The 26,499-nt window shown below is 49.1% G+C and carries 29 protein-coding genes and 2 pseudogenes; 17 read left to right on the forward strand and 14 right to left on the reverse strand.

Annotated elements, in window-relative coordinates; genetic code table 11:
• The 7 genes and pseudogenes from SPB21_RS00660 to vapC form a co-directional block, all read left to right on the forward strand.
• Positions 1-456: a PPC domain-containing DNA-binding protein gene (locus SPB21_RS00660; RefSeq protein WP_499865014.1), complete on the forward strand. Its 456-nt coding sequence runs from the start codon at positions 1-3 to the stop codon at positions 454-456.
• A 524-nt stretch (positions 457-980) separates the two neighbouring features.
• Positions 981-1,277 (forward strand): annotated as a pseudogene (locus tag SPB21_RS00665) (BrnT family toxin).
• Positions 1,267-1,551 (forward strand): hypothetical protein, encoded by a 285-nt coding sequence (locus tag SPB21_RS00670; RefSeq protein WP_023073435.1) that lies wholly within the window; start codon positions 1,267-1,269, stop codon positions 1,549-1,551. The pseudogene SPB21_RS00665 and the gene SPB21_RS00670 overlap by 11 nt, the downstream one beginning before the upstream one ends.
• 266 nt (positions 1,552-1,817) lie before the next feature.
• Positions 1,818-2,234: a XisH family protein gene (locus SPB21_RS00675; protein WP_163665230.1), complete on the forward strand. Its 417-nt coding sequence runs from the start codon at positions 1,818-1,820 to the stop codon at positions 2,232-2,234.
• A complete protein-coding gene (locus tag SPB21_RS00680) occupies positions 2,222-2,566 on the forward strand; it encodes a XisI protein (RefSeq protein WP_023073437.1) in 345 nt (114 codons plus the stop codon). The genes SPB21_RS00675 and SPB21_RS00680 overlap by 13 nt, the downstream gene beginning before the upstream one ends.
• A 158-nt stretch (positions 2,567-2,724) precedes the next feature.
• Positions 2,725-2,916, forward strand: a complete 192-nt coding sequence (locus SPB21_RS00685) for a type II toxin-antitoxin system VapB family antitoxin (RefSeq protein ID WP_499865016.1) — start codon at positions 2,725-2,727, stop codon at positions 2,914-2,916.
• Positions 2,912-3,166: pseudogene (gene vapC / locus SPB21_RS00690) on the forward strand (type II toxin-antitoxin system VapC family toxin); the annotation flags it as partial. The gene SPB21_RS00685 and the pseudogene vapC, both read left to right, overlap by 5 nt.
• A 12-nt stretch (positions 3,167-3,178) precedes the next feature.
• Here the strand turns inward: vapC and SPB21_RS00695 are convergent.
• From SPB21_RS00695 to hisI, 3 genes are all read right to left on the reverse strand, one after another.
• Positions 3,179-4,087, reverse strand: a complete 909-nt coding sequence (locus SPB21_RS00695) for a M23 family metallopeptidase (RefSeq protein WP_499865018.1) — start codon at positions 4,085-4,087, stop codon at positions 3,179-3,181.
• 351 nt (positions 4,088-4,438) lie between these two features.
• Complete coding sequence (locus SPB21_RS00700; RefSeq protein ID WP_499865020.1) at positions 4,439-5,371, reverse strand: RuBisCO small subunit-like domain-containing protein; 933 nt, start codon at positions 5,369-5,371, stop codon at positions 4,439-4,441.
• A gap of 30 nt (positions 5,372-5,401) precedes the next feature.
• Positions 5,402-5,881 (reverse strand): phosphoribosyl-AMP cyclohydrolase, encoded by a 480-nt coding sequence (gene hisI / locus SPB21_RS00705; protein ID WP_499865021.1) that lies wholly within the window; start codon positions 5,879-5,881, stop codon positions 5,402-5,404.
• 189 nt (positions 5,882-6,070) lie between these two features.
• On the opposite strand from hisI, the gene SPB21_RS00710 reads away from it, so the two are divergent.
• A complete protein-coding gene (locus SPB21_RS00710) occupies positions 6,071-6,817 on the forward strand; it encodes a PEP-CTERM sorting domain-containing protein (RefSeq protein WP_499865022.1) in 747 nt (248 codons plus the stop codon).
• 182 nt (positions 6,818-6,999) lie between these two features.
• Here SPB21_RS00710 and SPB21_RS00715 read toward each other — a convergent pair whose 3' ends face one another.
• From SPB21_RS00715 to SPB21_RS00735, 5 genes are all read right to left on the reverse strand, one after another.
• Complete coding sequence (locus SPB21_RS00715; protein WP_499865023.1) at positions 7,000-7,563, reverse strand: Uma2 family endonuclease; 564 nt, start codon at positions 7,561-7,563, stop codon at positions 7,000-7,002.
• Between the two features lie 109 nt (positions 7,564-7,672).
• Entirely contained in the window at positions 7,673-9,310 is a 1,638-nt protein-coding gene (locus SPB21_RS00720; protein WP_499865024.1) for a nucleoside recognition domain-containing protein, read from the reverse strand.
• A gap of 201 nt (positions 9,311-9,511) precedes the next feature.
• Complete coding sequence (locus SPB21_RS00725; protein ID WP_499865025.1) at positions 9,512-10,636, reverse strand: NAD(P)/FAD-dependent oxidoreductase; 1,125 nt, start codon at positions 10,634-10,636, stop codon at positions 9,512-9,514.
• 150 nt (positions 10,637-10,786) lie between these two features.
• Positions 10,787-12,400: an FAD/NAD(P)-binding protein gene (locus SPB21_RS00730; protein ID WP_499865026.1), complete on the reverse strand. Its 1,614-nt coding sequence runs from the start codon at positions 12,398-12,400 to the stop codon at positions 10,787-10,789.
• A gap of 277 nt (positions 12,401-12,677) precedes the next feature.
• A complete protein-coding gene (locus SPB21_RS00735; RefSeq protein WP_499865028.1) occupies positions 12,678-13,469 on the reverse strand; it encodes a hypothetical protein in 792 nt (263 codons plus the stop codon).
• A 488-nt stretch (positions 13,470-13,957) separates the two neighbouring features.
• On the opposite strand from SPB21_RS00735, the gene SPB21_RS00740 reads away from it, so the two are divergent.
• Entirely contained in the window at positions 13,958-14,350 is a 393-nt protein-coding gene (locus SPB21_RS00740; RefSeq protein ID WP_499865029.1) for a GFA family protein, read from the forward strand.
• A 56-nt stretch (positions 14,351-14,406) separates the two neighbouring features.
• On the opposite strand, the gene SPB21_RS00745 is transcribed toward SPB21_RS00740, so the two are convergent.
• From SPB21_RS00745 to thrS, 3 genes are all read right to left on the reverse strand, one after another.
• A complete protein-coding gene (locus SPB21_RS00745; RefSeq protein WP_499865030.1) occupies positions 14,407-14,664 on the reverse strand; it encodes a hypothetical protein in 258 nt (85 codons plus the stop codon).
• Positions 14,661-14,852: a hypothetical protein gene (locus SPB21_RS00750; RefSeq protein WP_163659539.1), complete on the reverse strand. Its 192-nt coding sequence runs from the start codon at positions 14,850-14,852 to the stop codon at positions 14,661-14,663. The genes SPB21_RS00745 and SPB21_RS00750 overlap by 4 nt, the downstream gene beginning before the upstream one ends.
• A 79-nt stretch (positions 14,853-14,931) precedes the next feature.
• Entirely contained in the window at positions 14,932-16,797 is a 1,866-nt protein-coding gene (thrS, locus tag SPB21_RS00755) for a threonine--tRNA ligase (protein ID WP_499865032.1), read from the reverse strand.
• A 919-nt stretch (positions 16,798-17,716) separates the two neighbouring features.
• Between thrS and SPB21_RS00760 the strand changes: the two genes are divergently transcribed.
• Positions 17,717-18,379 (forward strand): hypothetical protein, encoded by a 663-nt coding sequence (locus SPB21_RS00760; protein ID WP_499865033.1) that lies wholly within the window; start codon positions 17,717-17,719, stop codon positions 18,377-18,379.
• A gap of 187 nt (positions 18,380-18,566) precedes the next feature.
• Here SPB21_RS00760 and SPB21_RS00765 read toward each other — a convergent pair whose 3' ends face one another.
• A complete protein-coding gene (locus tag SPB21_RS00765; protein ID WP_163699109.1) occupies positions 18,567-19,160 on the reverse strand; it encodes a TetR/AcrR family transcriptional regulator in 594 nt (197 codons plus the stop codon).
• A 99-nt stretch (positions 19,161-19,259) separates the two neighbouring features.
• Between SPB21_RS00765 and SPB21_RS00770 the strand changes: the two genes are divergently transcribed.
• From SPB21_RS00770 to SPB21_RS00785, 4 genes are all read left to right on the forward strand, one after another.
• The gene (locus SPB21_RS00770) at positions 19,260-19,946 is read left to right on the forward strand and encodes a DJ-1/PfpI family protein (protein WP_163659531.1); all 687 of its coding nucleotides are present in this window, start codon (positions 19,260-19,262) and stop codon (positions 19,944-19,946) included.
• Positions 19,943-20,329 carry a YybH family protein gene (locus SPB21_RS00775; protein ID WP_499865034.1) on the forward strand — a complete coding sequence of 129 codons (387 nt, stop codon included), beginning with the start codon at positions 19,943-19,945 and terminating at the stop codon, positions 20,327-20,329. Before SPB21_RS00770 ends, SPB21_RS00775 begins: the two co-directional genes overlap by 4 nt.
• A 320-nt stretch (positions 20,330-20,649) precedes the next feature.
• On the forward strand, positions 20,650-21,060 hold the full coding sequence (locus tag SPB21_RS00780) for a hypothetical protein (RefSeq protein WP_163699114.1): 411 nt from the start codon (positions 20,650-20,652) through the stop codon (positions 21,058-21,060).
• A gap of 115 nt (positions 21,061-21,175) precedes the next feature.
• Positions 21,176-21,625 carry a hypothetical protein gene (locus SPB21_RS00785; protein WP_499061513.1) on the forward strand — a complete coding sequence of 150 codons (450 nt, stop codon included), beginning with the start codon at positions 21,176-21,178 and terminating at the stop codon, positions 21,623-21,625.
• Between the two features lie 465 nt (positions 21,626-22,090).
• Here SPB21_RS00785 and SPB21_RS00790 read toward each other — a convergent pair whose 3' ends face one another.
• Positions 22,091-22,732: a Uma2 family endonuclease gene (locus SPB21_RS00790; protein WP_499865036.1), complete on the reverse strand. Its 642-nt coding sequence runs from the start codon at positions 22,730-22,732 to the stop codon at positions 22,091-22,093.
• A 159-nt stretch (positions 22,733-22,891) separates the two neighbouring features.
• Complete coding sequence (locus SPB21_RS00795; RefSeq protein WP_163659525.1) at positions 22,892-23,281, reverse strand: Fur family transcriptional regulator; 390 nt, start codon at positions 23,279-23,281, stop codon at positions 22,892-22,894.
• Positions 23,282-23,388: 107 nt separating this feature from the next.
• Between SPB21_RS00795 and hemB the strand changes: the two genes are divergently transcribed.
• The 3 genes from hemB to SPB21_RS00810 are packed head-to-tail and all read left to right on the forward strand — an operon-like array spanning position 23,389 to position 26,486.
• The gene (gene hemB / locus SPB21_RS00800) at positions 23,389-24,456 is read left to right on the forward strand and encodes a porphobilinogen synthase (protein WP_250564659.1); all 1,068 of its coding nucleotides are present in this window, start codon (positions 23,389-23,391) and stop codon (positions 24,454-24,456) included.
• A 48-nt stretch (positions 24,457-24,504) separates the two neighbouring features.
• Positions 24,505-25,725 carry a metal ABC transporter solute-binding protein, Zn/Mn family gene (locus tag SPB21_RS00805; RefSeq protein ID WP_499865037.1) on the forward strand — a complete coding sequence of 407 codons (1,221 nt, stop codon included), beginning with the start codon at positions 24,505-24,507 and terminating at the stop codon, positions 25,723-25,725.
• Positions 25,722-26,486 (forward strand): metal ABC transporter ATP-binding protein, encoded by a 765-nt coding sequence (locus SPB21_RS00810; RefSeq protein ID WP_163659521.1) that lies wholly within the window; start codon positions 25,722-25,724, stop codon positions 26,484-26,486. The genes SPB21_RS00805 and SPB21_RS00810 overlap by 4 nt, the downstream gene beginning before the upstream one ends.
• Positions 26,487-26,499 lie beyond the last annotated feature (13 nt).

The following is a 26,499-nucleotide window of genomic DNA, read 5'->3' on the forward strand; positions in this document are numbered from 1 at the left end:
ATGCAGATTGAAGTAATCCGTTCAGCTGTAGACTTTGTAAGCGCTATACCCGTGGAAAAAGATGTGGACGTGATTGCTATTCGTCTTAAGCCTGGAGAAGATCTCAAACAATCTTTGTTGAGATACTGTATCGACCAAAAAATAGATGCCGCTTATATGCTGAGTTGTGTGGGTAGTTTACGCAAAGCAGCGATTCGATTTGCCAATCAACCAGAAGGAACAGTTTTTAAACAGCCGCTAGAGATAGTGTCGCTAGAAGGCACACTCTCACAACATGGTGCTCATTTACACATTGTCGTATCAGATAGTGAAGGCCATGTCATCGGTGGTCATTTAATGGATGGCTCGAACATCTACACGACAGCAGAGATAGTCTTGGGGATTGTGCCTAACACTATCTTTAAGCGGGAGATTGATCCACTCGCTGGATACAGAGAGCTAACAATCACTAGCTAGCAGTCGGAAAGGAGTAAATTCGCTCCTCGCCATATCTGCTACTAAGGTTCGTTAGCAAAGCGATTTTGAAGCGGCATGTTGCGGAAGCTTTGTTTTAGAATTGGCCTGATCAGTAAGCTTTGATGGAGATGAATGTTGTCAATGAATAGAGCTCTAGTTTTCTCAAGCTTTACAGATCAGGAGCTGGAAGTACTCACGAAGCTACTTTGCAAGATTTTTATTACGACACAGTCACAATTAGTATCGCTTTATCGGGAAATAATTGATGACTTTAACAAAGATGGGTGGCCACCTCATTTTGTTAACCGTAATTTTTTCAAGAGTGAAGATCACATTTTCCAAGAAATCTACAAACAATCTCCTTCTGTTGCTGTAGACTTACCCAGTTTTGATGAAAATAAATTGGAATATTGGAATACCGTAATCTCAGAATCTTTATTGAAGAGAGTCTATTGAATTTGAATCATACCAGGCATATGTTGACGTATTGACGTTGTAAATACGTTTTATTTATACTGTGGTGTATGGATGTGTATTTTGTACTTAACGGCATTGCGTTTGTCTGGAACGATGAAAAAGCGCAAGTTAATCCTCAAAAGCATGATGGCGTAACGTTTCAGTAAGCGGCTGAGGCATTCTTTGATCCGCTTTTGGTGGTTGTCGATGCTAGCCGCAATGACGAAGTACGAGACGCCATTATTGGTCTCGATAGGCGTTGGAACCTTTTGTACGTCGTTTTCATCGAACGCGAAGACGACATGATCCGTATCATTTCAGCCCGTAAAGCTACCCGCAAGGAACGTGAATACTATGAAAACTGAAGCACTAAAAAAACGGTTAGACAGAAATCGCCCAATGACAACAATCACAATTCGGATGCCAGAAGATGTGATTGAAGACCTGAAAAGAATTGCTCCATTACTCGGGTTTTCGGGGTATCAACCCTTAGCTCGTGCCTACATCGGGCAAGGGCTTCGCACTGATTTAGAACGCTTAGAAGGAGATACTGTCTCTGCATTAATTGCCAGTCTGAAGCGCCATGGTGTCAGTGATGATATTCTGCAAGAAGCTCTTGGCGAAGTGACTCAAAAATAACTACATTTGGTTTTCTGTCCCGTCCTCCATAATGCGTCGATGCGGACGGAGCAAAGGCTATTGACTTAAAAATCAGAGATATTGACCGCCACACAACTCTGCCCTTAGCGGCAGTGGATGGTACATGGTGTTAACAGAGCAAGCTGTAGGGTGCGGACCCTGCCGCAACTTCTAATCTCCCACCGATAAATTTTGGGGTCCGCACCATGCTTATAAGTTCTGGGAGTTATAGTCTGGCCAATAGTTAGATGACTTATACTTGACCTATGCCCAGGTTAGACATTATTCACAATTCTGTAAAAAGTGCATTGATTAAGGATGGCTGGTTAATTACAGATGATCCCTACGTCATTCAGTATCGAAGAACGGTACTATACGCTGATCTTGGTGCTGAACGTCCGATTGCAGTTGAGCGAAATGGGCAGAAGCTAGTTGTGGAGGTAAAAAGTTTTGTTGGAGCATCCAAGATGCAAGACTTTAAAGAAGCTCTTGGCCAGTATGACATCTATCGCTATTTGCTAGAGGAAGTAGCATCAGACCGTAAATTGTACGTCGCTATCAGTGATATTGCATACAATGCATTTTTTACTCAGGATGTGACTCAACTCATTCTCAATAAACATCAACTTCCAATTATTGTTGTAGACATAGAGACAGAGGAGATTTTGCAATGGATAAATTAACTGAATATCCAAAGTTAATTAAGCGTATTTTGACTGAATACGTAGAGCTGAGTAATCGCAACTCTAACCTAGATATTGAAACATTTTTGATTGTAGATGAGGAAAAATCTCACTATATTTGGATGAATCTTGGGTGGCAGAACAAAGAACGTGTTAGTGGGATGACAGTCTATGTCCGAATTCGAAAGGATAAATTTTGGATCGAAGAAGACTGGACTGAAAACGGTATCGCAACTGATCTAATTCGTGAAGGGGTTCCCAAAGAGGATATCGTATTAGCATTCCATGAGCCTAAGATGAGGCAATATACAGAGTTTGCTGTCGCGTCGTAGTAACAGCATAGGCTAACACAGAGAATAGTATGCTAAGGCACTCAGAATAGTTACTTGGGTATAATGCAGATGAACTATCACTGTAGTTGATAGCTATTTGTAGCCATGATTTACAGCCTAATACTCAAATAACCTGAAGCTAATCTATTAAGAAAATCATGAAAACCAGCGTTGAAATAGATGATGCCTTAATCGCCGATGCCTTACAAACTACTGGTCTAACCGCTACCGATCAAGTCATCGAATTAGCCCTAAAAATGCTAATACAACTCAAACGACAAGAAAAAATCAAAGCTTTTCGAGGCAAGCTACCTTGGGAAGGTGACCTCAATCAGATGAGAACAAGATAAAGACTATGCAACAGCTAAAGACCTCCTCTTATCATTGACCGTATTTCAACTCACAAATACCCATTTAGCAATAAGAAGTGCCGATAATTTTCGCATCCTAAGAAAGCAAGGCATCACCATTCGAAAAACAATCGACGTGATTATTGCCACGTTCTGTATTGAAGAGAAACACTCTTTATTATTCTCAGATCGAGACTTTCTCCCCTTTGTGAAGCATCTTGGTCTCGATACTATTCTTACGCCAGAGTAAAGCTCATAAAGACTACTCAACACCCTCAAAGCGCCAGGGAACCGGATCAACGGCCACCCCATTCACATAAAGGCCCCAATGCAGGTGCGGGCCAGTTGATGCCCCCGTTGACCCCACACCGCCAATCACCTGTCCGGCGTTAACAAAGTCTCCTTCGGCAACGTCTATACGGCTTAGGTGAATCATAATGCTCAACACGCCCTGACCATGGTCGATACCGATGGTGTTGCCATGGAGTTCGAAGCCGTCAGCCACCTGCCCTACCAGCCGGATATACCCCGCCGCTGGAGAGACAACTGGTGAGCCGGTGGCGGCGGCGTAGTCCACACCTTGGTGGTAATAGTTCTCGGCGAACTCGCCGTTGTAATATCGCCGGACTCCAAATACAGTACTGACGTAGCCCTGGCTAGGACGGGTCAGAGCTCCTTGCCAGTGACGTTCTGGTGTGACGATGCGCTTAAATTCAGCAACGCGGTCAAATTCGTGATCGGTCCCCAGGTCGGTGCTACCCGCCGGAAGCCAAATGCGCTGGGTGGCAAAGGAGCGACCCGCCAGGTTTACCGTTAGGCGGCGCGATGAGCCTGCCGCAGAAACATCCAACGTCAGACGTCCGGGAGTATCCAGCGGACTGGTGGGAATAAAGGCTCGGTAGCGATTGCCGGATACCAGAAAGCTGGGATAATCAGTGCCATTGACCGAAACAACCGGGGCAGTACTAGCCGCTGAAGCGCCGGAGATCACTACCGAGATAGTATCGCCCAGCCTTGGGTTCGTTGGCGAGAGGGTGACATCGTAAGCATGGGCCGCAGGACTCCAAAGGCTACCGCTGGCGGCTGTGCCGATCATAACCCCTGTCATCGCGAGAAAAGCGCGACGCCCCAGGCGGGAGGTAATGACAGGACTAATTTTGGGCGGCTTCATAGCTGTTGTGATTGGGATGGATAAAAAATTTACCAGTTTCTTGATCCGAGTATGAGAAAATCTGTAAGGCTTATTACTTCGTTCATACTTAATCGAGATATGATCGGAGGGACCCAAAACCGGTTGCTTGGGGTCCCTCCGAGTTCCCCAAACCCCTATGGCTAGGGCCGGGAGGCCGCCCTAGGACCCAACCTACTGGGTTGTCCTCAATTGCATTAAAGTAGGGGTTACGGCGGGGTCGATTAATCAGGTTATCGCATTGTTGTTTGGCACGACATTGTTGGAATATCCGTATCCATCGGGATTTCAAAATTCGCATCCCTTACTGGCAAATGATTTAACCTTTAATGCTTACTCTGGCTTTTGAATTATTTTCTCTAGCTGACGCTGTTTTGCCCTAGGGTCAATGCTCAACAATCGCACGTAGTCGCTAGGGTGATTAGCCAAAAACTGTTCCATCTGGGTTAATACCTGAGCCTCATGGGCACTGGTAATTGTCGGGCCACTCTGCCAGGAACCGACCTTAAATCGTCGCGCATCGGCAAATTCCAGGCCAATGCGGTGGCCTTGGTGGAGTTGTTGCCGGATGATGTCTATGATGTCTGTCTGTAACGGAGCCGCCTTGCCATTTTGCGGCATCGATCGAGAGCCATTACTGGAGACCGCATTCTGAAAAGGGGTGACGCAGGCGATATCGTTTGCACAGCGATATCCGGCCCGTAAGGCTTGATTAATTTCGACCACATGGTGAGAGAAGCTGCGATCGCTATCGTTAGCATCCGGCAACCGGTCAGCAGCTTGCTGTGTGGTAATCACCGCTCCTGACGGCACATACTTACCGGCGGGAATCTCCACATCCTGGATCAGGGCATGCATCATCACAATGCAGCCGTGGCCCACCTGGGCATTAAACACCGTCGAGCGAAAGCCAATAAAACACTCATTGCCAACGTAAGCGGGACCATGGATCAACGCCATGTGGGTGATGCAGGTATCATGGCCAATCCATACCGAGTAGGCTTGCTGGTCATCCCCTAAAATGCGTCCCTGCTCTAACCCATGGATAACCACCCCATCCTGAATATTGGTATTCGCACCAATGTAAAAGGGAGCCCCTTCATCCGCACGAATAGAGGTATTGGGGGCGACCATTACATTTTCACCCAGTTGCACATCTCCAATCAGACTGCACTGAGGATGGACATAGGCAGATGCAGCAATATCAGGTTGATCCAGATCGCTATCCCAGGGAGTGGGTGGAGCGGATTGGTGACGCAGCGGCATGGTACTGTCCTCAGTTTACTGTCCTTCAGTTTAAAGTTGAGTGAGATTAGACGCATCCCCATAGACGGCGACGGGGTTAAACGTTTTGGAGGTTTCTGTAAAGGTGAGAGTAACGGGACCCGCCAGATCGCCCTCGCCAAGAGAAATTTCGCGGTAAAAGCAAGAGCGATAGCCCACATGGCAACTGGCCCCTGAACCGGCCACTTTGACCTTCATCCATAGGCAATCTTGATCATCGTCAATCAACAATTGCTGCACATTTTGCACCAAACCACTGGTGGCTCCCTTGTGCCAGAGCCGCTGACGGCTGCGGCTGTAGTAGTGAGCTTCACCTGTTTCCAGGGTTTTTAACAATGCGGATTCGTTCATGTAGGCGTGCATCAAAACCTCGCCGGTGTCAGCATCTGTGGTGACAACGGGGATAAGCCCATGGGCGTCAAACTTAGGGGCCAGGAGCATCCCTTCTTCGACAGCTTCAACCGAGGTACGGGCAACAAATGGAGATGACATAGGACAGAGAGTAACAATAGTTGGGCCTGAGAGCGTTGATTGGCCGTTGATTTGGGAACTGCGGAAGCCTCTTTCTCGGTCTGCTTTACATTCGTAGACACCAACTTTACAAAGAGTTCACATCCACCTCTGTATATTCGCATATTGTGAGAATGATAATCATTCTAATTAGAGATTGAGGTTTTCTCGATGTCCAGTTTTGGCAAGTCAATCGTTTCCCTTACCGGCAAGCTAGGTGGTGCGATTGCAATCGGCACGGCCCTTAGTCTAGGTACCCTGGCTCCAGCTCAGGCGGTCACCTTTCGCCTTTCATGGACGGGGCAAATTCTGGGTTATAGCGCTGAGGGGCAATTTAGCTACGACGATGCCCAAACCTATGAAGATGGGATTGTTCGAGGTGACGATTTAGAGGCATTTGACATCGCCTTTTACGATCCGCAAGGCAATCTGATTCAAGAGTTTGAGGATAATCACCTCACCTATTCAGGGTTCAACTTTAATTTCGATACTCAGACGGGTGAGATTTTGCAAGATGGCTTTTTCGATGAGCCGAATGGCATTGATATTGGAGAATACACCGTCCTATTTGATGAAGCAGGGGAGGCCATCGGGGCAACGGGGCTAAACTTCTGGTCGGCGGCTCCGGCTCCGGATGGAGAACCCGTCCCCCATGTTCACCTGACTGATTTTGGTGATGAGTTTCCTGAGCTGCCGGTGGGTTTTGGCACCCATCTGGATGTGGCGTTCTTTACCCGTACGCGGGCACAGCTTCTGGATGATCCGGGAGCAGGTGAGCAACTCGGTCAACGGATGATTGCCACCCAGGTGCCTGAACCAGGTGCATTAGTCGGAATGGGTGCGATCGCACTGCTGGCTCGCCGTTTGCAACGCTCTAGGGGGCAAGCCAAGTCTGTATGGAGACCGCTGAATTATTAACGATTGACGGCGCTGAGAGGGTTAAAACGTAGAGCTAATGGCTAGCTGGCATTAGCTCTTATCTGGCTAGCCAGCCGCCTATCCAAGCTAGCAGCATTGAAAACGCGATCGCGGAATCACGACTGATGATAGCGAGCAGGCATTTTGTTGAGATGATCGGCAGACAGATAGTGTTCTCAGTTTTACTCCATTAACCAGTTAAACAGCTCTTTTACTGTGAGGTTAAAGTTTCTAGCAAATTCCGGTACTGGCAACTGCATTTCTGGTTCGTCATAAACCACAGTCGGCTGATCCGGTCGATGAACCAAAACGGATTGTTCATCTGAATCAATCAACCACCCCATCTGAGTGCCATGGTTCAGGCAGTGCAGAATATTTTTAGTGACTTTAGTTTGGCTCTGATTCGGTGAAAGAATTTCGATTGTCCAATCTGGAGCAATTGCAAAAACGTTGGCCACCCCGCCATTTTCCTTGCGTGGAATTCTAGCCCATAGGAATACAGTAATATCGGGTACAGTGGAGCGTCCACCAAAAGTACAGCGTAATTTTGTGAAAGCGCGGGCAATTTGCTGGGGTTTGACGGCCAAATTAATGGCGGGCGCTAATTCAGTTTGAATGACGCTATGCTCTCCTTGTGGCATTGGTTTTTGGATAATCAGTCCATCAATGTACTCGCTAGCCGGTTCTGTTTCTGGTAACTGTAGAAATTCTTCGAGCGTCAGCGTTTTAGAAGGAGTTTGTACCATTTTCAGATTCCCATAAGAGGAGTACGAGGACTACGCTACCGTTCCTCTACTTGCCATTTTACTAATACATTAAGCTGTTGTCGCAGTCTAAACACTGCATTGGTTTTGGTCACCCCCAGCGGCCTACCCAGGCCAGCAACATTGAAAACGAGATCGCGGCGATCGCCTGCCGAGCCATCAGCCTTACCGCAAACTGTACTGACTGTTCGCGGGCGATGGTGAGTGCGGTGACCAGGCAGGGCAGCAACACTCCAGCCAGGTACACGCCCGTCAAGATTTGCAGGGGTGTGAATACGGCCAAGGTGCCCGGTTCGGCAAAAAGTAACAATCCGTCTTTGCGAATTGAGGCCAAAATAATGGGTACAGCCGCCTCTGGGGGCAGATTAAACAACCCCATTAGGGGATTAATCCAGTCAGCCAGAAGGGTGATCAGACCCAGACTGTCCAGCACCGAAGCGATCACCGTAATCACCAAAAAGATGGGAATCGCATTGGTGAAAAACTGTTTGAGGGTGCCCTGGGTTTCACGCCAGATGGCAGACCAACGGGGCATTTCTAAAAAGGTGCGCTGTTCGATCATCAATGTATTGTGGACCGAGCGGGCGGCTTTGGGCGCAATCAGACGGGTATAGATCAGGGTGGTCAGGGTTAAATAGCCCAGATAGGGCACCACTAAACCGGGCAAATTGGCTGCGCTGAACACACCCAGGGTGGCTCCAAACTGGTAGGAACAGGCAGCACCAAATGCGATCGCACTCACACAGGTCTGCCGAGAACAGCTGGAACAGGCACGAGTACTGATCACGGCGGGCACATTGCAGCCAAATCCCATAATCACCCGTACCAAATCTCGCCCGGATAGGCCAAACGGTCGCAGGAGTGGGTGCAGCGCTACGGTAATGCGTTCCACTAACCCACTTGCTTTATACGCGCCTAAAAACAGAGCGTACAGAATCACCGTAGGCACCGCCCAGACAAATAACAACGGCCCCATGGTGACCAGGCCATAGCGGCCAATCAAAATCTCTTGTAGCAGTGATGGTGTTTGAGACAGAACCGTAATCAGAGGATCTAATCCAGCTTGTACAAGGGAGTCCAGCACCCCTGCCACCCCATTAGCCACACCAACGGCAAGGACGGCAGGCAACAACAATAAAAGTACTGCCAACAACCAGCCCCAGCGCCGATGTTCTAGCCAGGTAGGATGGGGTTCAATGTACCAACCCGCTGGGATCGGGTGCCACTGTTGGGGAAAAACGGTCGGTGTCTGGAGTGCCCCTAGAATCTGTTGACGCTGATCCGAACTTAAATGGCGAGCATCCACAGGAATAAATCTCACCTGGGCAGCTTGTTCCCAACGTTTCACCACCTGCTGGGTAAACTCAGAGGCCATGACCTTATCCCAGAAGGTGACCACTACCAACCCTTGCTTCCCGGCAACTAACGGTAGCAGGTCCGCCAGGTCATCATCGATATGTGTGGCTTTGACCAACAACACAATGGTGTCATGGGCCTGGAGTTGGGCCAGGGCCGCTCGGGTGGTGGCGGTGTCGGCACGAAAGAGAATGCCGGGGGTGTCGATCAAGAGAGTATCGCCTGCCTGATAGCGATCGCAGGCAATGGTTGAGCCCTGAATATTGGTACTGGTGGGGCATTGGCCGGTGAGTGCTGCCGCTAGGGCAGATTTGCCAGTACTTTCTTTGCCGATGAGGACAATCGTTTGCTGGGCAGGCAAGGTATTGGGCATGGGGATGGGGAGTGGGAAAGGGGGAGGAGATGAGTAGACGGGTGGATGGGGTACTTCCTGACACCTGACTTGGGCATGGAGAGAAGAGGAGAAGGGAGAGGAGAAAGGTGCAAGTTCTTAGTTCTTAGTTCTTAGTTCTTAGTTCTTAGCTCTTAGTTTTGAGTTGGTAGCTGAGGAGAAGAATTCAAAATTCAAAACTTGCTAACAAATGCAGTCGTTGTCGCAGCAGGAGAGATCGTCGAGAAAGAGTCCGGCCTGGCGGTAGGCATCAAGGGGGGTGGGGTCAATGCTGAGACGCTGGGCGATCGCATTGGCGATGACGGCAAACCGCTGACGAAATTTATAAATAAAGCAAAAAATCAGGTCGCCATGGCGGACGGAGGGACCACTCACAAAGAGACCTGGGGTAAGGGTAGATTCGTCATTTTCCGTGAGGGCTGCATAACCTTTGGACCAGTCGAACAGTGGGGAAATCTGTTTCAAACTGGTGTCGAAACCGGTGCAAAGAATCGGGGGATGGGCCGTCACCCACTTCTGGTATTCGCTGTAGACCGCATAACCACCGGAAATGGGTTTGACCTCTTCAATGGGGGCGTTACCCACTAGGTCCAGGCGACCGGTGTTATAGACAAATTCCAGACGCTGCAGGGTGTAAGGCGATAGGGATACGCTGGGGTCGGTGTCGGGATTTGCCCAGGCTCCGGTGCGATCAAGCACGCCGACTTTCTTTCCTATGGCCACTAAATTGGCCGCGGCATCCATACCGCTTTCATAGCCGCCGATGATGATGAATTCATCCCCTTCTAAATCGGTCCACGACTGAATTTGACTATTGTGGACACAGTGCTCTGCCCCTGGGAAGGTATTGAGACGGGGATATTGATATTCTCCGGCGGCCCAAATCACAAACTGTGTGGATATTTCGCCGCTGCTGGTGTGCAGGGTAAAACCTCCCTGGGGCAAATGTGTAACGCTCTGCACATCTATCTCAGTCTGAATCGGTAGCTCAAAGTGATCGGCAACGGTCTGCAAGTACAGTGCATACTGTTTGCCGCTAATGTGTTCGCGGCGAAATGCGATCGCAGGCGAAGTCTTCAATGTGACTGCATTCAGGTCGAGCAGCCCAAAGCCATGGCTGGGAAATGACGGGGTGATGAAGTTCATCTCCTCAGGCCAGCGGCTAAAGGAAGCGCCCACCTGGTGTCGGTCTAAAATTGTGAAGTGCTCTAGACCCAGCTCTTTGAGCACAACGCCACAACCAATACCGGCGGCTCCCGCGCCGACAATCACAACGTCATAGGACTGATCCGTTTGGGGATGGCTCACACTGGGTTACCCGAATTACTGAAGATACGAGAATGATAATCATTATCAAATTCTTTGTCTAGGGGCTGTCAGGTTACGGTTACACGGGCAGACCAATAACGTCTCAATGGGTATGGATCGAAACGACCAAAGGGAAAGGCTTCGAGGAGGTCAGACTGATGTTTCTTGCGACAGAGCCATCTGCTGAACCAGAGCCTTGGCAGTCTGAGCGGCTTGTCGATCAACTGAACTCAGCGATGTTCCTACGATTTGGTAACAGTTTGTAGTCGTCCCATACGCGTCGATCAGTGCCCCCGTAGTCGAGTTGACCGCTAGCTTACCACTGTCGTCGACTACCGCTGCACCCTGGGCAACAGCCAGACTATAAATCGGTGCGATCTGGCTATCGAAGCCGGTAGCTAAAATCACGGATTTTGGCTGCCACTGCTTGCTGTCAGGCCATACAATCGTTGGCGTTTCGCAATGGTTCAAGAATGTGCCAGCTTGCAAAGACAAACGCCCAGCCCGCATCGCCGCTAGCATCAGCTCAGCACAAGCCCACGACTGGGTTGCAAACAGATGTTTCACACTGCTTAACAGTTGCCGCAATTTTACCCGCTCGTCGCTTGGCAGCAGGTCCTTCGTCTGACCGTAGAAAGACATTACTGGACGAGCTAAACGGGCTAGGGGGTGGACTGGGGTTGCCTGTTGCAGGTAGTCAGCGAGAAAACAGCCATAATTCTCGATGTGTAGCATTGCCTCCCATCCCGGATAAGCGATATCACTCACTCGGTAGGCCGTGAGAAGTGACTGTCTCAGCAAGTATTGCGCCCACCGAGCTGTAGGATTGCGCTGCATCTGCTGCCGCGTCAGCCAGGGGCAAGTGTACGATACAGCAGGTTCTATCTGAGGCAGTCGGGCATAGCCTCGGCGGCTCACCAGACTGACTCGCTCTACTCCCAGGTTGTGCAGTGCATGCAAGGCCACCTCTATACCCGATGGTCCTGCACCTACTATCGTCAGATGGGCAGGTAATTCCGCCCCGTAGCGATCGCACGGATACGCCGCAAATACCTGTCCCTGCCACTCAGGGCGAATGGGTGCAAACCGATGGCCGATGGTACACACGAGCTGATTGACCTGATAAGACGCGGTTGCCGTCTGCACGTGAACCCTCTGTTCGGAGGGGACAAAGCTTTGTACCGCTTGAGGAATCGTCTGCACCATGATGTGGCTAGGCAGGTGGGCCAGCAGCCTCCGAAACTGCTCGTCTAGATAGAGGCCATAGGCTCCTCGGGGACTGGTTCCGTGAAGATCGTCCAGGTTATGGTCAGGATGACGCTGTTGTCCCTGCTCTGGAGCAAAATCAGGGTATAGCACCGCTAGCAGGTCACGATTGGCCTGCATCCAGTTGAAGTAGTTCGCTGTGTCGAAGCGCTGTTGGGCAAAGTCAAACCCGCGGACAGCACTGCCGCCGTTAAAGGTGAACAAGGCGGGCTGCATCGGGTCGTAAACCTGTCCGCCACCGATGAATGTTTGCTTATTTAGTGCCTTGAAATGAGCCAGCCGAGTTTTCTGAGCCTTGGTCAGATTAGCCTCTTGGTAGGTACGCTCTGGCTGAAAGAGAGATATCTGTATAGGCCTCTCTGTTTGGTCACGTAGTTGAGTGACTAAGTGACCGAGAATGGCAAACCCACTGATACCAGCACCTGCGATCGCAATTCGCCAAGGCTCAACCCAGCCAGTAATGCAATTGTCTTGATTGGTGGAAATTGTTAAAAACAACAGCCCCCCTACGGCTACTGCCTATACACATCTACGAGACTATTGAATTAAACCGAGAGTTATGGTCCTAAATAGCTTGATACCTCCTAAAGCTTTCTCAATAGAATTCATGATTGAGACTCAATTAGTAGCTTTAGTAAATATTTAAAACCCTTTAGAATCAATGGTTCTAGCGATATTCTCTGACTTATGTATACACGGTAGCCCAAACAGGTCGGGGGGGTAGAAACTAAGTTTTCGTAAACCTTTGCCGTAGCCACCTTGACGGCAAACGTGTTTACAAGGCCAAACTTTTAGCGTGAACCCCTAGCGGAAACAGCAAATATTCATTCCAACAGCGCCAGAGATAAGCCGTTATTGCCTTGCGACGCCCCAGCTCGCTTTCAAAAGCAAACGTAACTTCTGCTGAGCCTGGAATTAGCTGAGCCAGCGAATGGTCGCAGCCACAGCCGTGTTGAATCAACAGCCCCTGACGACTAGCACACGATTGCACTAGCATTTGCACTGCCGTTACATTCAGACTATGCAGGCAGGCGTCATAGGCCCGCTTCACTCCTTGCATATGAGGGTCGAAAAACATGGGACGAGCCTCGTGGATTGACGCTCGCTCAATTGGACACAGCAGCATCCAGTAGAAACAAGCTGGTAAAGCATAGCCTAACCGAGAGAAAACGTCCCGCACAAAAGCTACGACTCTTTCGGCCCCGTCAGTTGCTCTGGCTGTTTGCATTACCTGATTGAAGTCAGGGTAAGCCGTAGTCCTGAAGTCCTGACCGAAAAACTCTAAGGTTGACATAGCCTCTTGCCGGTAGAAGGCTTGGAAGTCAAACCCCTCCCGAAAGACCTCGGGACTGCGGTCCGTTGCCTTGGTTAGAAACAACCGCGCTAGCACTACTAGAAAATCCGGCTCAGGGTGACCCACCGCTACCTCGCGGTTGGCGATGCGCTGCCAGATTGGCGGTAGTTCTTCCAGGGAAACAACATCAGTGTCCGTTAAGAGAGCGCTGATTGAAAGCGGCTCTGAAACAGTGCCTGCTGAAGAAACGGTGGAATTTAGGATTGAAACCATGTCAATGACTGACTCCTCTATAGGTGCAAGGAAAAAAATCCTAGACCTAAACAACTTTTCAGAGTTTACACGGCAATGATAATGATAATCATTTTTCCTGGGCGCTATATTTAGATGACCTTATGGAACTGCAATCGCAGCACCTAAACAATTCTTTGCAATTGCGGCTCTGTCACAACGATTACAGCAAGGTATCAAAACTTGCTTCTCGATCTGAGACTAATGACCGAACAGGTACGCCGTTCAATCACATCGAAGTGTTCACCGATTGGGTGAATCTGTTCAGCATGGAATTTCCAAGTTGTTCAACAATCCGTTGGAACAAAATCATCGCAAGCTAACGCATTGGAACTAATCGCACCTGAATTGTTTCCTGTAGCAGTAGCAGTAGCGGCATCAGTAGCAGCGGCGGCGGATACGCCTTGAGCAACGGATTAGTGCTACTCGTTGTAACCATTCCGACTGCTTGATTTTAGAGGAGATGCAGCATGGATCGATTCACCGGCGGTTGCTTGTGCGGCAATGTCCGAATTGTGGCGACGGGACTCCCATACCGGGTTGGCCTTTGTCACTGCCTCGACTGCCGCAAGCATCATGGTGCCCTTTTTCACGCTTCTGCGGTGTTCCCGCAGAATGCGGTGACGATCACGGGCGAAACCCGCGACTACGTCGGGCGGTTCTTCTGCCCCCGATGCGGATCGTCTGTTTACTCACGCACCGCAGACGAAATCGAAGTGAACTTAGGATCCCTGGACGCACCTGATCAACTTAGGCCCACTTACGAACTTTGGACAATCCGACGCGAATCTTGGTTACCCCCTTTTGTATTCACCAGACAATACGAGCGTGACCGTGAGTCCACGGGGCGCTCAGAGAAGTAGATGAGTGCTCCCGTGGCACACTCTGACCGTAGCTACGGTCAGAAACTACGGACGGGCTACTCAGTTTGAAATAGACGAATTAAATCATCTAGCTCAATATCATCTAACGCTTTGTGGATTTTGTACTGCTGGGCTGGCTGGCTCAAAATAGTAATGACGGTTTCAATTGGCGGACAGTCGGGTTCTTTGCACTGAAGTTGGCTCACCGAGATGCCAATATCCGAGTCGAGCTTCAGAAGGTCGTAAACCCAGGTCTTGATCTGTTGCAACGCGGCTAGATTAGGTTTTGGGCGAGACTGAGAAAACAGGTTCATGATTCCACCTCAATAACGACGTTGCTGATGTGGGTAATCAAGGTGCGGCCATCAGCGGGCATGATTTTGACAAATCCGCTGGCAATGCAATATTCCACCGTCGATGATGCTAGAGTTTGGCTTGGAGAAATCAGCATCACCTTGACGTTTTCTAGACAATTGGTTGCGTAGTGCTGAACAACAGTCATGGACGTTTACCTCATTACTTGAACAACTTTGTGAAACCTCATCGGTTCACTTTGACGTTTGAGAAACTGAAAAGAATGACTAACAGATAGTCTTTTGCGCGATCGCATCTTGTAATTTCTCGATCACGTCTGGCACTGTCAGGGCTCCCAAATCACCACTCTGACGGGTGCGAACACCCAATGTCTGAGAATCCACTTCTCGCTGACCGATCACAGAAATAACCGGAATCTTCTCTAATTCTGCGGTGCGAATTTGTTTACCCAGACGCTCCCCGCTGGTATCTACCTCCACTCGGAAACCTTGTTGTTGCAATGTCTGGGCCACCTGATTGGCATAGTCTCGCTGAGCATCGCTGACAGGCAACAGTCGTACTTGCACCGGAGCCAGCCACAGGGGAAACATCCCCGCATAGTTCTCCACCAAAATGCCGAAGAATCGTTCCAGGGAGCCAAAAATAGCCCGGTGAATCATAATCGGACGCTGTCGAGAGCCATCCGCCGCGACGTACTGTAAGTCAAATCGCTCCGGCAGGTTAAAGTCTACTTGGATTGTGGAGCACTGCCATAGCCGACCAATAGCATCCTTGATCTTAATATCGATTTTGGGACCGTAGAAGGCACCCCCCCCCTCATCAATCACGTAGGCCCACTCTTTGATATCCAGTGCTTTTTTCAATGCTGAAGTGGCCAGTTCCCAAATGTCGTCGCTGCCCACAGACTTGGCCGGACGGGTGGAGAGATTCACCTCATAGTCGGTAAAGCCAAAGTCCGACAGAATTTGTTCTGTTAGGTTTAGCACCCCTAAAATCTCCTCTGTTACCTGCTCTGGCAAACAAAAAATGTGCGCATCATCCTGAGTAAAGCCGCGAACGCGCATCAGACCATGGAGCACCCCAGAGCGCTCATAGCGGTATACCGTACCCAGTTCGGCCCAGCGAATCGGCAACTCCCGGTAAGAATGGAGCTGATGCTGATAGGTGAGCACATGGAAGGGACAGTTCATGGGTTTGAGCTGATACTGTTGCGCTTCTACAGCCATCTGCTCAAACATGTTCTCCTGGTAAAAGTCCAGGTGCCCGGAGGTTTGCCAGAGGTCGCGATTGGCAATGTGGGGGGTATAGAGCAATTCATATCCCCCCTGCAGGTGAGCCTGACGCCAGTAGTCTTCAATCAGCAGGCGCATGCGGGCTCCTTTGGGATGCCAAAATACCAGTCCGCCTCCCGCCGCCTCTTGAATACTAAACAGATTTAATGTCTGTCCCAGTTTGCGATGGTCGCGGCGTTTGGCTTCCTCTTTCTGCGTCAGGTAGGCCTTTAATTGTTCTGGCGTTTCCCAGGCGGTGCCGTAAATGCGTTGGAGCTGCGGCTGAGTTTCGTCGCCCCGCCAGTAGGCTCCGGCTACACTTTCTAGGGCAAAGGCTTTAGGGTGTAGTTCGCCAGTGCGGCTCAGGTGAGGGCCTGCGCACAAATCCCACCAACAAGTCGCAGTATTAGCATCAGAGGTTTTCGTCGATGGTGAATCGAACAAGGACGGTTCTGCATTGGCTGGCAGCGGGTCAGGACAACCGATGTAGTATCGGGTGATCGGTTCATCGGGGGGAATGCCATCCAGAATCTCTAGCTTATAGGGTTCGTTTAGTTGCTCAATCTCAGTGCGGATGTCATCCCGTTCTACCGTTTCACGAATGATCGGTAGATTTTGCCCAATGATGCGCCGCATTTTTTTTGTGATCTGCTTTAAATCCTCAGGCGTAAATGGGTCAGCCCGGTCAAAGTCGTAGTAAAACCCCGTATCTGTGCAGGGGCCAATGGTGACTTTTGTCTCTGGAAACAGGGTTTGCACCGCCATGGCTAATACATGGGCACAGGTGTGGCGCAGCCGCGCTAGCTGCTCTACATCACCGGGGCTGGTTGCGGACTGTGGACGGGAGACTTGACTGACCATGGAAAGTCAAAATTGGAATGATTATCATTCTCAATCTATCACAGCGATCAAGAATTGAGTGCTTTGGCAATGGGTGGGGTTTCTTACTTCTTATCCTTGGTTAGGAGCAGGAATTTAATAATGTGAATGTGTCGATTTCTCCCTTCCCAGGAGGCAGGGTCTTTCGTGTTCATCAGAGAAAATCTGTAAGGCTTATAACTTCATTCATAATGTGATCGGAGGGAACCAAAATCGGTTGCTTGGGGTCCCTCCGAGTTCCCCTTCCCGGAAGTAATACAGCTATCCTAGCTAGGCAAACTGGGGTTTCCATGGCTAGGGCCGGGAGGCCGCCCTAGAACCCAGCCTACTGGGTTGTCCTCAATGGCATAAATAGGGGTTACGGTGGGGACTATTAATCAAATTATCGCATTGTTGTTTGGCACGATTTTGTTGGAAACTCTTTTTCATCGTAATTCCAAACGTTGGATACGGATATTCCGAAGGGTGGGCATGGCCCGCCTCCAAGTAGAGCATAGAGCATGTCTCTGATGAGATTGTTGCTGTACCATCGTTTGCTAGTGAGTTACAGCTGACGATTAAAGAGTCGTTGGGTTGGTTACTGGTATAAGACATGTGTAGTTGCCAGTAAGCTACATAACTTTTGGACCGAGCGATCGCACCCTCCTCAGACAGTGCGATCGCATCGCCTTAGCTAATCTTCACCTTTTTGGTCACAATCGCCTCTCGTAGGAAGATTCTGACAGGAGAGCTGCCCTAGCTAATCCAAATTATTTGGGTACATCAGGAAATAGGTAACTGCGGTCTGGATCTCTAGCAAGTAGGCCGACAACAGCAGTTAAGCAAATTTCTCAACTGCTGTTGTCGTCGTATCCAATCGCTCGTCAATAAGAGCAACGACAGACAGTTAGAGGCTAAAACTATGCAAATGACCTATCTAAGACGTTGGATTCTGAGCAATGTTCTAGGGTTTGTGCTGTCGTTGCTGTCAATCTTTACAATGAAGCTATTAGGCCCCACAGGAAACGGACTGTCCGCAGCTGGATGGGGATTGGGGTTATTTTTAGGGGGGATACAAGCATCTGTCCTTAGGCAGCGTTTACCCCAGTTAAAAATCTGGCACTGGATAGTCGCCACAGGTTTAGGGACCTATGTCGGCTCGGCCCTTGCGGCCTTTAGTAATCTCTTGCAGGCCATGACTGGTCAGGGAATTCTCTTTATTGCATTGAAGTTTTTTCCCTCCTCTGTAGATTCAATGCCATCTTCACTGATGTGGGGGATCTTGCTTATCGGCCATGGAATTTCTGTAGGTATATCCGTTGGGATTGCTCAAGTTTTAGTTTTACGTCAGCATACCCCGAACTGGCGGCTGTGGTGGACTATGGGGGTACTTGGTTACACTCTAGGTGGAGCAATTGCCTTTTATGGTGTCTGGTCTATCGCAGGATCGTTTTTGGATATTTCTTGGGCTTCAATGGTCTTAGTTATTAGGGGACTCTGTCTTGGCGCAGTGGGTGGCGTGCTTTATGGCAGCATCACAGCCATGGCCCTTAAGAGCATCAGACCTCGACAACACAATCTTTAACGAGTCATCTCAGTTTGAAGCGGCGGCATTTTCTCCTAATAGTTGTTGGATAGCTTAGGTGCAAAGGGTAAGTTTTTTCTAAGCAATGCAGTCTGAGGAGATCACAAAGATTATCCGCCACATCGGCTATATCAATCTGTTATCAAGGCACTGAGAGGATACTTCTGACCTGAAAATGCTCATTTCACTAGATAAATTCTGCAAGCTCAAGTGCTATTTGGTTTAATTTTTTCCGTGATAGCCCCATTCTTGCACGGACAGCCAAGGCGAACAACAAACTGCTAATGTGCCTGGCGATATTCTTGGGGTGTTGATCGAGAGCTGCTGCATCTTTGCTATATTCTGCGTTAATGATTTTTTCTATGGATGTCTCCATGCGTTTGGTGAAATCTCTCAACGTATCGCGAATCTCATCATATTGAGAACTTGCAGGTAGGGCAGTGCCAACAAGAAGGCAACCTACAGACGGACCGTCTGGAGTTGAATAAAACTTAGCCGCGGCAAGCAACATTTTTTGACAGGCTGCTTGAAGGGTTCCCGCACCTGAAAATTCCTTGACGATGTACTCATGAGCCTGAAGGGAATACTCCGCAACAACGCGAGTGAACAAGGCTTGTTTATCTCCGAACGCATTGTACAGACTCGGCTTTGACAGTCCCATAGCTTCTGAGATCGATTCATAGCTTGACGCCTCAAATCCTTCATTCAGAAACACTTTGGCGGCACGCTGTAGCACCTCCTCCTCGTTAAATTTTCTGGGTCGACCGGGTGACTTTTTCATGATTTTATTCTGTATCGTACAAAATTTTGACAACCTCGATTTAATTATGTACGATACCGTATATATTAGCTCTTAGCAAAAACATTGGAGCAAAAGATTATGGTTGAGAAAAAGAAGGTCGGGATTTATATCTTCCCGCACGTGACGATGATGGATGCTTATGGACCCTTGCAGTTTTTCGCAATGGTTGATGAGTTTGAGACGTTTACGTTTTCCAAGACATCCGAACCCGTGATGTCGGATGCCGGTGCACTCTTGACCCCTCACTATGGGTTTGAGGATTGTCCCAAAATAGATGTTCTGGTTGTTGCCGGTGGTGGTAATGTATTGCCTCAGTTGAAAGACCAAGCGGTAATCGATTTCCTTCGGGAAGTAGGAGAACAGGCAGAATATGTCACCTCTGTCTGTACCGGAGGGTTAATCTTGGCAGAAGCTGGGCTCCTTGATGGACACCGAGCAGTAACCCATTGGACCTATGCAGAGCTGCTTGACAGCTACCCTAACGTCACACGAGTGGATGAACGGGTATGCATCTCCGGTAACCGGATTACTGGAGGCGGCATTACAGCGGGAATCGATTTCGCTATTTCAGTGATTGCCAATGTCGTTGGCGAGCCTGCTGCCCATGTCATTCAGTTACTGTTCGAGTACCGTCCAGCTCCACCTTTCAATTCTGGTGGACCAGAGACGGCACCTCAATTCGCCGTAGATACCGTTCGCGGCAAAGTGGCAGAAATTGCTTCTGATCTTTGGGAGCACGTCAATAGCAAGGAAAGGGTGGCATGATGAGTGGTTGCGTTAAAACCGTTATCGAGCAGCGCAATGCTGAAATGATGGAAGCGTTTGCTCGGCAAGATATCTCAGTATTAAAGGCGATGTATGCATCGGACGCCGTGTTGGTCTTTTCGAATGTTCCTAAGTTAACTGGACAGGCTGCGATCGGTAAGACATTCAACAGGATGTTTGAGGATGGTCTGAAAAAGTTGACTCTATCGACAGAATCTTTCCATGACTTTGGAGATTATGCGTTGGAATTTGGAGCATATTCTCTCGAAATTGATAACAGTGTCGTAACGGATACCGGTAATTATCAAGTCCTTTGGCAAAAGGTCACAGGGACATGGTTGATGGTCCAGGATATGGTGAGCCGTTCTCAACCAAGCTTATAGTTACAGGCTGATTTCCGACAACAACCTGTTCGATGCTATATCCCATCACCTTCAAAGAGTGTCGATTGCTGTGCTATGGATAGCATCGTCAAATTAGTTGTCCGTCAAACAAAGTTAGCACCAAATGCTCTCTAACTACTCGACCACCTGGTTTAAGCGGTGATGAACATCTCGCCGCTTAAACCAGTCTAATGCTGCGAGCTAGCAATCCTTTGATCTTGATCTGCGTTTCTAGGAGTTCAAAAGCCTGCTAATCAAGGCTTTAATCCTGTCATATTCGAATACCCAGTAAAAAGTCATCAAATTTTTCTCATTAGCTTATGAATCTGTTGAAAGATCTCATTCAGTTTTGGAAAGCGATGGGCACGTTGCCTTGGACAATCCGAATATGGGCAATCCTCTATCCATTGCCACAAGTTCTCGGCGGCTTGTATTTCATTCGCGAAACACCTGGACTGGTGATTCTGCTCGGTCGGGTGTTGTCCTTTATTATTGGGAGTCAAGTTCATCGTCGCCGACCGTTCTCAAAACTCATCGGTCCCATCGGGCATGCGCATTGGCTGCTAATACTCCCTTACTTATTTCATCTACTCACGACACAAATGTTGGATAGAGGTTTGTACTGGTTTATCATGTATGTGTGTGTACTCACTATGGTGAGTGCGGCCATTGATATCCCTATTGCTGTGAGGTATTTTCAACGCGGTGACTCGTTCTACAAACGAGACTAGAAAAATAGCCGTTCCAGACTGCACCTAACAAGCCTGTTGGAGCGGATTATTGAAAGATTACTGCGTTGTCAAATACTGACAACCGCTCAACAGAAATGTTAGCTATCCTTTGCATATGCTTACAGTTCTAGACGAAGCAGAAATGTGGCAACTTCACGCCGTGGTTTACCAGGATGACCTTCGTCTGATTCTCACAGAGATGTTCGTTGGCGAACCTGATGATGAACAAACCGATCCCAATCCGACAGTGCAGAAGCTTCTCCAAGGTAGTCGCCCGGTAGAAGTCAAAGATGAGAGCAGGATGATGTTGGTGAGATTTCCGCAGTCAATAGCATGGCAAGTTGTTGATGAATCCTATACCTCCTGGGACGACTACGAAGAGCGTGATGATACAGGAGTGATTCAGGCTCTTTCCCGATCCAAGTATTTAGACTACGTCAATGCTAATCATGGTTGGTACAAAGACATTATCGGTTCTGCAAAGCATTATCGAGTTTGGACGGGAGATGAAGTGATCGATGTGGTATCTTGCGAAAAGCCTGTTGTGGAACTGTGGGAGCCGTAATCCTAAGAAACGGACGCAAATAATCGGTGTCGCCAGCAAGTAAAATGGTACAATAGGTTCGTAATTATGTAGGGGTCTGCTTTCTAACTACCCTGTGGAGAGGGACGCTCGACTCACGCTCACGGGTTGAGCTTTAAACAAATCTCTCACACCCCTGACCGTTCACCGTTAGCCGCACAGTTCCTGCACCTAGATCTACATCTCAACTGCGTTTCTAAGCTTTTGGCTGCTCCGCTTTTCAGTCTTGCGTTTCTATCGTTGAATTATTCGGTATAGCCACGATAAATCTTTAGGTTTCTATTGTTATGTGATTAGTGCTTGCTTTTAGTCAGTCTGCTATACTTCATAAGTGTCGGTTTAGTTCTGTGTTTTTACCACATATTGCACCTGACGCGTTGCATCCCTGACGGCGATGATCTTTTTTGCCTCTGCCGCGCAGATGAATGCAATAGTTATCAATATTCTCTAATCTTCTTTCCATAAAGCCTTGGCCGTTACTACAAGTTCAGGGACAACAGTAGACCTAATTTTGTTATCCCCGCGAAACTGTTGTGGCATACCAAATTCACCTGTCTCAGGGTCCATCGTGTAAACAGACACTGTAGATTGCTTCGGATGACCGATATACCGCATCCCCCCTAACGCGGCATAGTCAACGATCCAATACTCCTCAACACCGATAGATTCATACTCAGCCAGCTTAGTCAAATAGTCATCTCGCCAGTTTGTTGACACCACCTCAATCACTAAGGTTGGAGCAATATAAGCCATCGCTGAGCTGGACAGCCCCTTCATCCGTTCCCATTCAGTCTTGGCAAAGACAACAATATCACCACGTCTGGCAGTGTCTCGTCCATTCCGAGAACCAATAGAGATTAACTTGGAACGCTTAGGTATGAGGGGCAAATTTTTCTCTAAACAATGCAGCCTGAGCAGATCACAAAGATTATCCGCCACATCCTCATGATTAGCAGTGGGATCGCTCATCGGCATCGGCTCACCCTCAATTAATTCATATAGACGATCATCACTGCTATCCAACACAAGAAAATCTTGCAATGACAATGGTGATGGCGGCGAGGATATTAAATCAATTGCTTGGGTCATACTGCATCACCAAATGCTGTCCAAATTCAAGACAAAGACTCTCAAGTCTACCGTTCTTATCGGCTTTCCACTTAGAGCCTTTAGGGTGTGCACCTATCTTAGACTATTAACATGATTGTGATGCTTATCCCCTTTTTCTAGCTCGCTAAATCCAAAACCTCACCCACCTTGCACCGCACAGGGCTCACAAAGGCCAAAGAATTCCAGGGTGTGATAGTAGATTGTGAATGAGCTGGAATGCTGAAGAGAAAACTCCAGACCCTTCAAAGGGCACGTATTCAGAGGAAACGACTGTCCACAGTGCAAACAGGTCATGTAGTGATGATCCTGCTCCACCGCGTTGTAGAGTGTTTCCCCTGTCAGCGTTACCCGATGCTGCACCCTGCCCATGCGCTTTAGCGCATCAAGGGCTCGATATACCGTTGCCAAACCAATCCGCTGATGTTGCTTGATCAGCGTATATAGCGCCTGAGCCGAGATCGGTTCAGACTGTTGCCGCAGTAACTGGAGTACCGCTGTTTGAGCCCGAGTACAGTGAACCTGAGTCATGGAATTTTTAAGGATTATGATCGCGTCAATTTCGAAAAACTGATGTAATATACCTAGGAATGATAATCATTATCATAACGGGTTTCCATCTTATGTCATCCACATCTATGTCACCCACGTCAGCGCCCCTCCCCACCGCCACAGATGCTGTTAAAGCGATAGAGGAAGCTGCACCCGCTGATAATAATAGTGGCAGTACTGGCCAAGTGCATCGTCCCCGGCGTCTGCGTCGTACCGGAGCGCTGCGCCGTATGGTACGAGAAACGGTGCTAACCGCCGCTGATCTAATTTATCCTCTGTTTGTCATGGAAGGTGAGGGGCAGCAGGAGGCGGTACCGTCGATGCCCAACTGTTTTCGCTACTCCCTAGATCTATTGCTAGAGGAAGCAAAAACTGTTTGGGGGTTAGGCATTGGAGCCATTGCCCTGTTCCCGCTCATTCCCCATCATCAAAAAGATAACGCGGGTACCGAAAGCTATAACCCGGATGGTTTGATCCCTCGCGCCGTACGTGCCCTTAAGCAAGCGCTGCCGGAGCTGCTGGTGATTACCGATGTAGCCCTTGACCCCTACAGTAGCGAGGGCCATGACGGCATTGTGCAAAATGGTCAAATTCTTAACGATGAAACCGTGGCAGTTCTCGTCAAACAGGCCCTGGTACAGGCTGAGGCGGGGGCTGATTTTGTTGCCCCATCCGACATGATGGACGGTCGTGTGCGCGAGATTCGTCAGGCACTGGATGCTGCCGGTTGGATTAATGTTGGCATTCTTGCCTATTCCGCTAAATATGCATCGGCCTATTACGGTCCATTTCGCGATGCCCTGGATTCTGCCCCTAAGTTTGGTGATAAAAAGACGTATCAGATGGATGCAGCTAATGCCAGGGAAGCCCTGAAAGAGGTAGAGCTGGATATTAAGGAAGGGGCGGACATCGTCATGGTGAAACCGGCTCTGGCCTATTTGGATGTGATTTGTCGCATTAAACAAAACACAAATTTACCTATTGCTGCTTACAACGTCAGTGGTGAATACGCCATGGTCAAAGCGGCGGCGCAGCAGGGCTGGATTGATGAAAAAGCCGTCATGCTAGAAACCTTGACCAGTATGAAACGGGCAGGGGCTGACTTGATTTTGACCTATTTTGCCAAAGATGCTGCCCTAGCTTTACGTCCATAGCAAGATAAAGCTTAAAGAATTAATGTTGTTTTTGAAGAGAGAATAGTAATGTCTAGACTGAGTTTTCAACGGCAGATACAGCAGTTATCGATTATGGCGCTGGGGGCAATCGTTACCCTAGGTGGCTGCACGACTGCTCCTACGGACTCTACCAGCGAAGCAGACTCTTCGGCAGCGGCACCCGAAGATTCATTGCAGGTGGTTACAACATTTTTGCCCATAACCCAATTCACTAAAGCGGTAGCGGGCGATCGCGCCGAGGTGGTACAGTTGCTACCCACCAATGTGGGTCCCCATGATTTTCAGGCCAAACCCAGTGATATTCAGGCGGTTGCCAGTGCGGACGTGTTGGTGAAAAACGGTTTGGAAATGGAGTTCTTTTTAGATGACATGATCGAGAATGCGGAAAATTCCGATCTGGTCACCATCGACTCTAGCGAAGAGATTGCTGCGTTTGCTAGTGGCGAAGAAGGCCATGACGACCATGGCCATGAAGGCCACGATGATCACGATCATGGTGAGGAAAAGGCCCATGATGATCATGACCATGGTGAAGAAGGGCACGACGACCACGATCACGGTGAAGAGAAGGCCCATGATGATCATGCCGAAGCGAGCCATGACGACCATGGCCATGCTCACGCCCACGGTGAATTTGACCCCCACGTCTGGCTGGATCCCAAGCGAGCCATTGAACAGGTCGAAAATATTCGCGATGGTTTGATTGCCGCCGATCCAGAAGGGGAGGCTGAATACACGGCTAACGCGGCGGCATTTATTACTGAGCTGCAGGCATTGGATGCTGACATTACGGAAATGTTGTCCCCCTTTGCTGGACAAACATTTGTGGTATTTCATGATTTCGCCGCTTACTTTGCTAGCAGCTATGGACTGGAAGCTGAAGTTCTGGTAGGTCTTCCCGAAGAAAATCCATCTCCAGACGATGTCAAGCGTGTTGTGGATACAGTGCAGGCGGAAGGGTTAAAAACCATTATGACCGAGCCCCAGGCTGGAGAATCTTCCTTTAAGGCGATCGCACAGGATCTCTCCATTGGTGTAAGTGAGTTTGACCCTCTGGAAGTAGGTCCGACCGAGGCGATACAGCCAGACTACTATCTGACAATCATGCGTCAGAATGCTGAGAATCTGGCAGATAGCTTTGGGGCATCCACACAATCCTGGTATCCTTTCTGGACGCCTCAACCGGTAGCCGCGGTTGGTGGCTTTAGTATGGAGAATGATTTTATGGGGCCAGGAGAGAACAGTTGAGCGATCCAGTCTTAGTCGTCAACGAGTTGACGGTTTACCGAGAGACCTATGCAGCGGTTCAGAATGTATCGTTCACAGTGCCAGCTGGCATGGATACCGCAATTGTGGGTCCCAACGGAGCCGGAAAGAGCACCCTAATTCAGGCCATACTGGGAATCTTGCCACGTCGGTCTGGAGAGGTGTTTGTCCTGGGGCAGCCGCTCTCTCCTAAAGGCAAATTGCCAGCTGAGGTGAGACAACAGGTTGCCTATCTGCCTCAAAACTTTCTGTTTGATCGCCGCATTCCCATTACAGTCAAAGAACTGATCGGTCTCGGGTGGGATCGTCTGGGCTTACAGCTGCCTTGGGCTGGTGGACGGGCGCGCCGTCACGCAGTGCAGCAGGCATTGACCCAGGTGGACGCCTGGCATTTGCGTTACAAGCTTGTGAGTGCGTTGTCGGGGGGAGAGCTAAAGCGGGTACTGCTGGCTTATTGTTTAGTGCGTCCCCGCCGTCTGCTGATTCTCGATGAGGCTCCCGCTGGTTTAGATGTGCGTAACGAATCGGAATTTTATCGGTTGCTGCACCAGCTTAAACAAGACCAGGGCTGGGCCATTTTGCAGATCTCCCATGATCTCGATATGGTACGTCGCAGTTGCGATCGCGTCCTCTGTCTAAATCGCACCCTGCTCTGCCAGGGAAAACCCGATCATTCTCTTACCCCAGAGAATCTCTCCCTGGCCTATGGCTCTGAGTTTGTTCGCTATCACCATTCTTGTTAATCTTGCTAGTTTT

The sequence above is a fragment of the Leptothoe sp. ISB3NOV94-8A genome, from assembly GCF_043421595.1.
Classification (GTDB): Bacteria; Cyanobacteriota; Cyanobacteriia; order Phormidesmidales; family Phormidesmidaceae; genus Leptothoe; species Leptothoe turfae.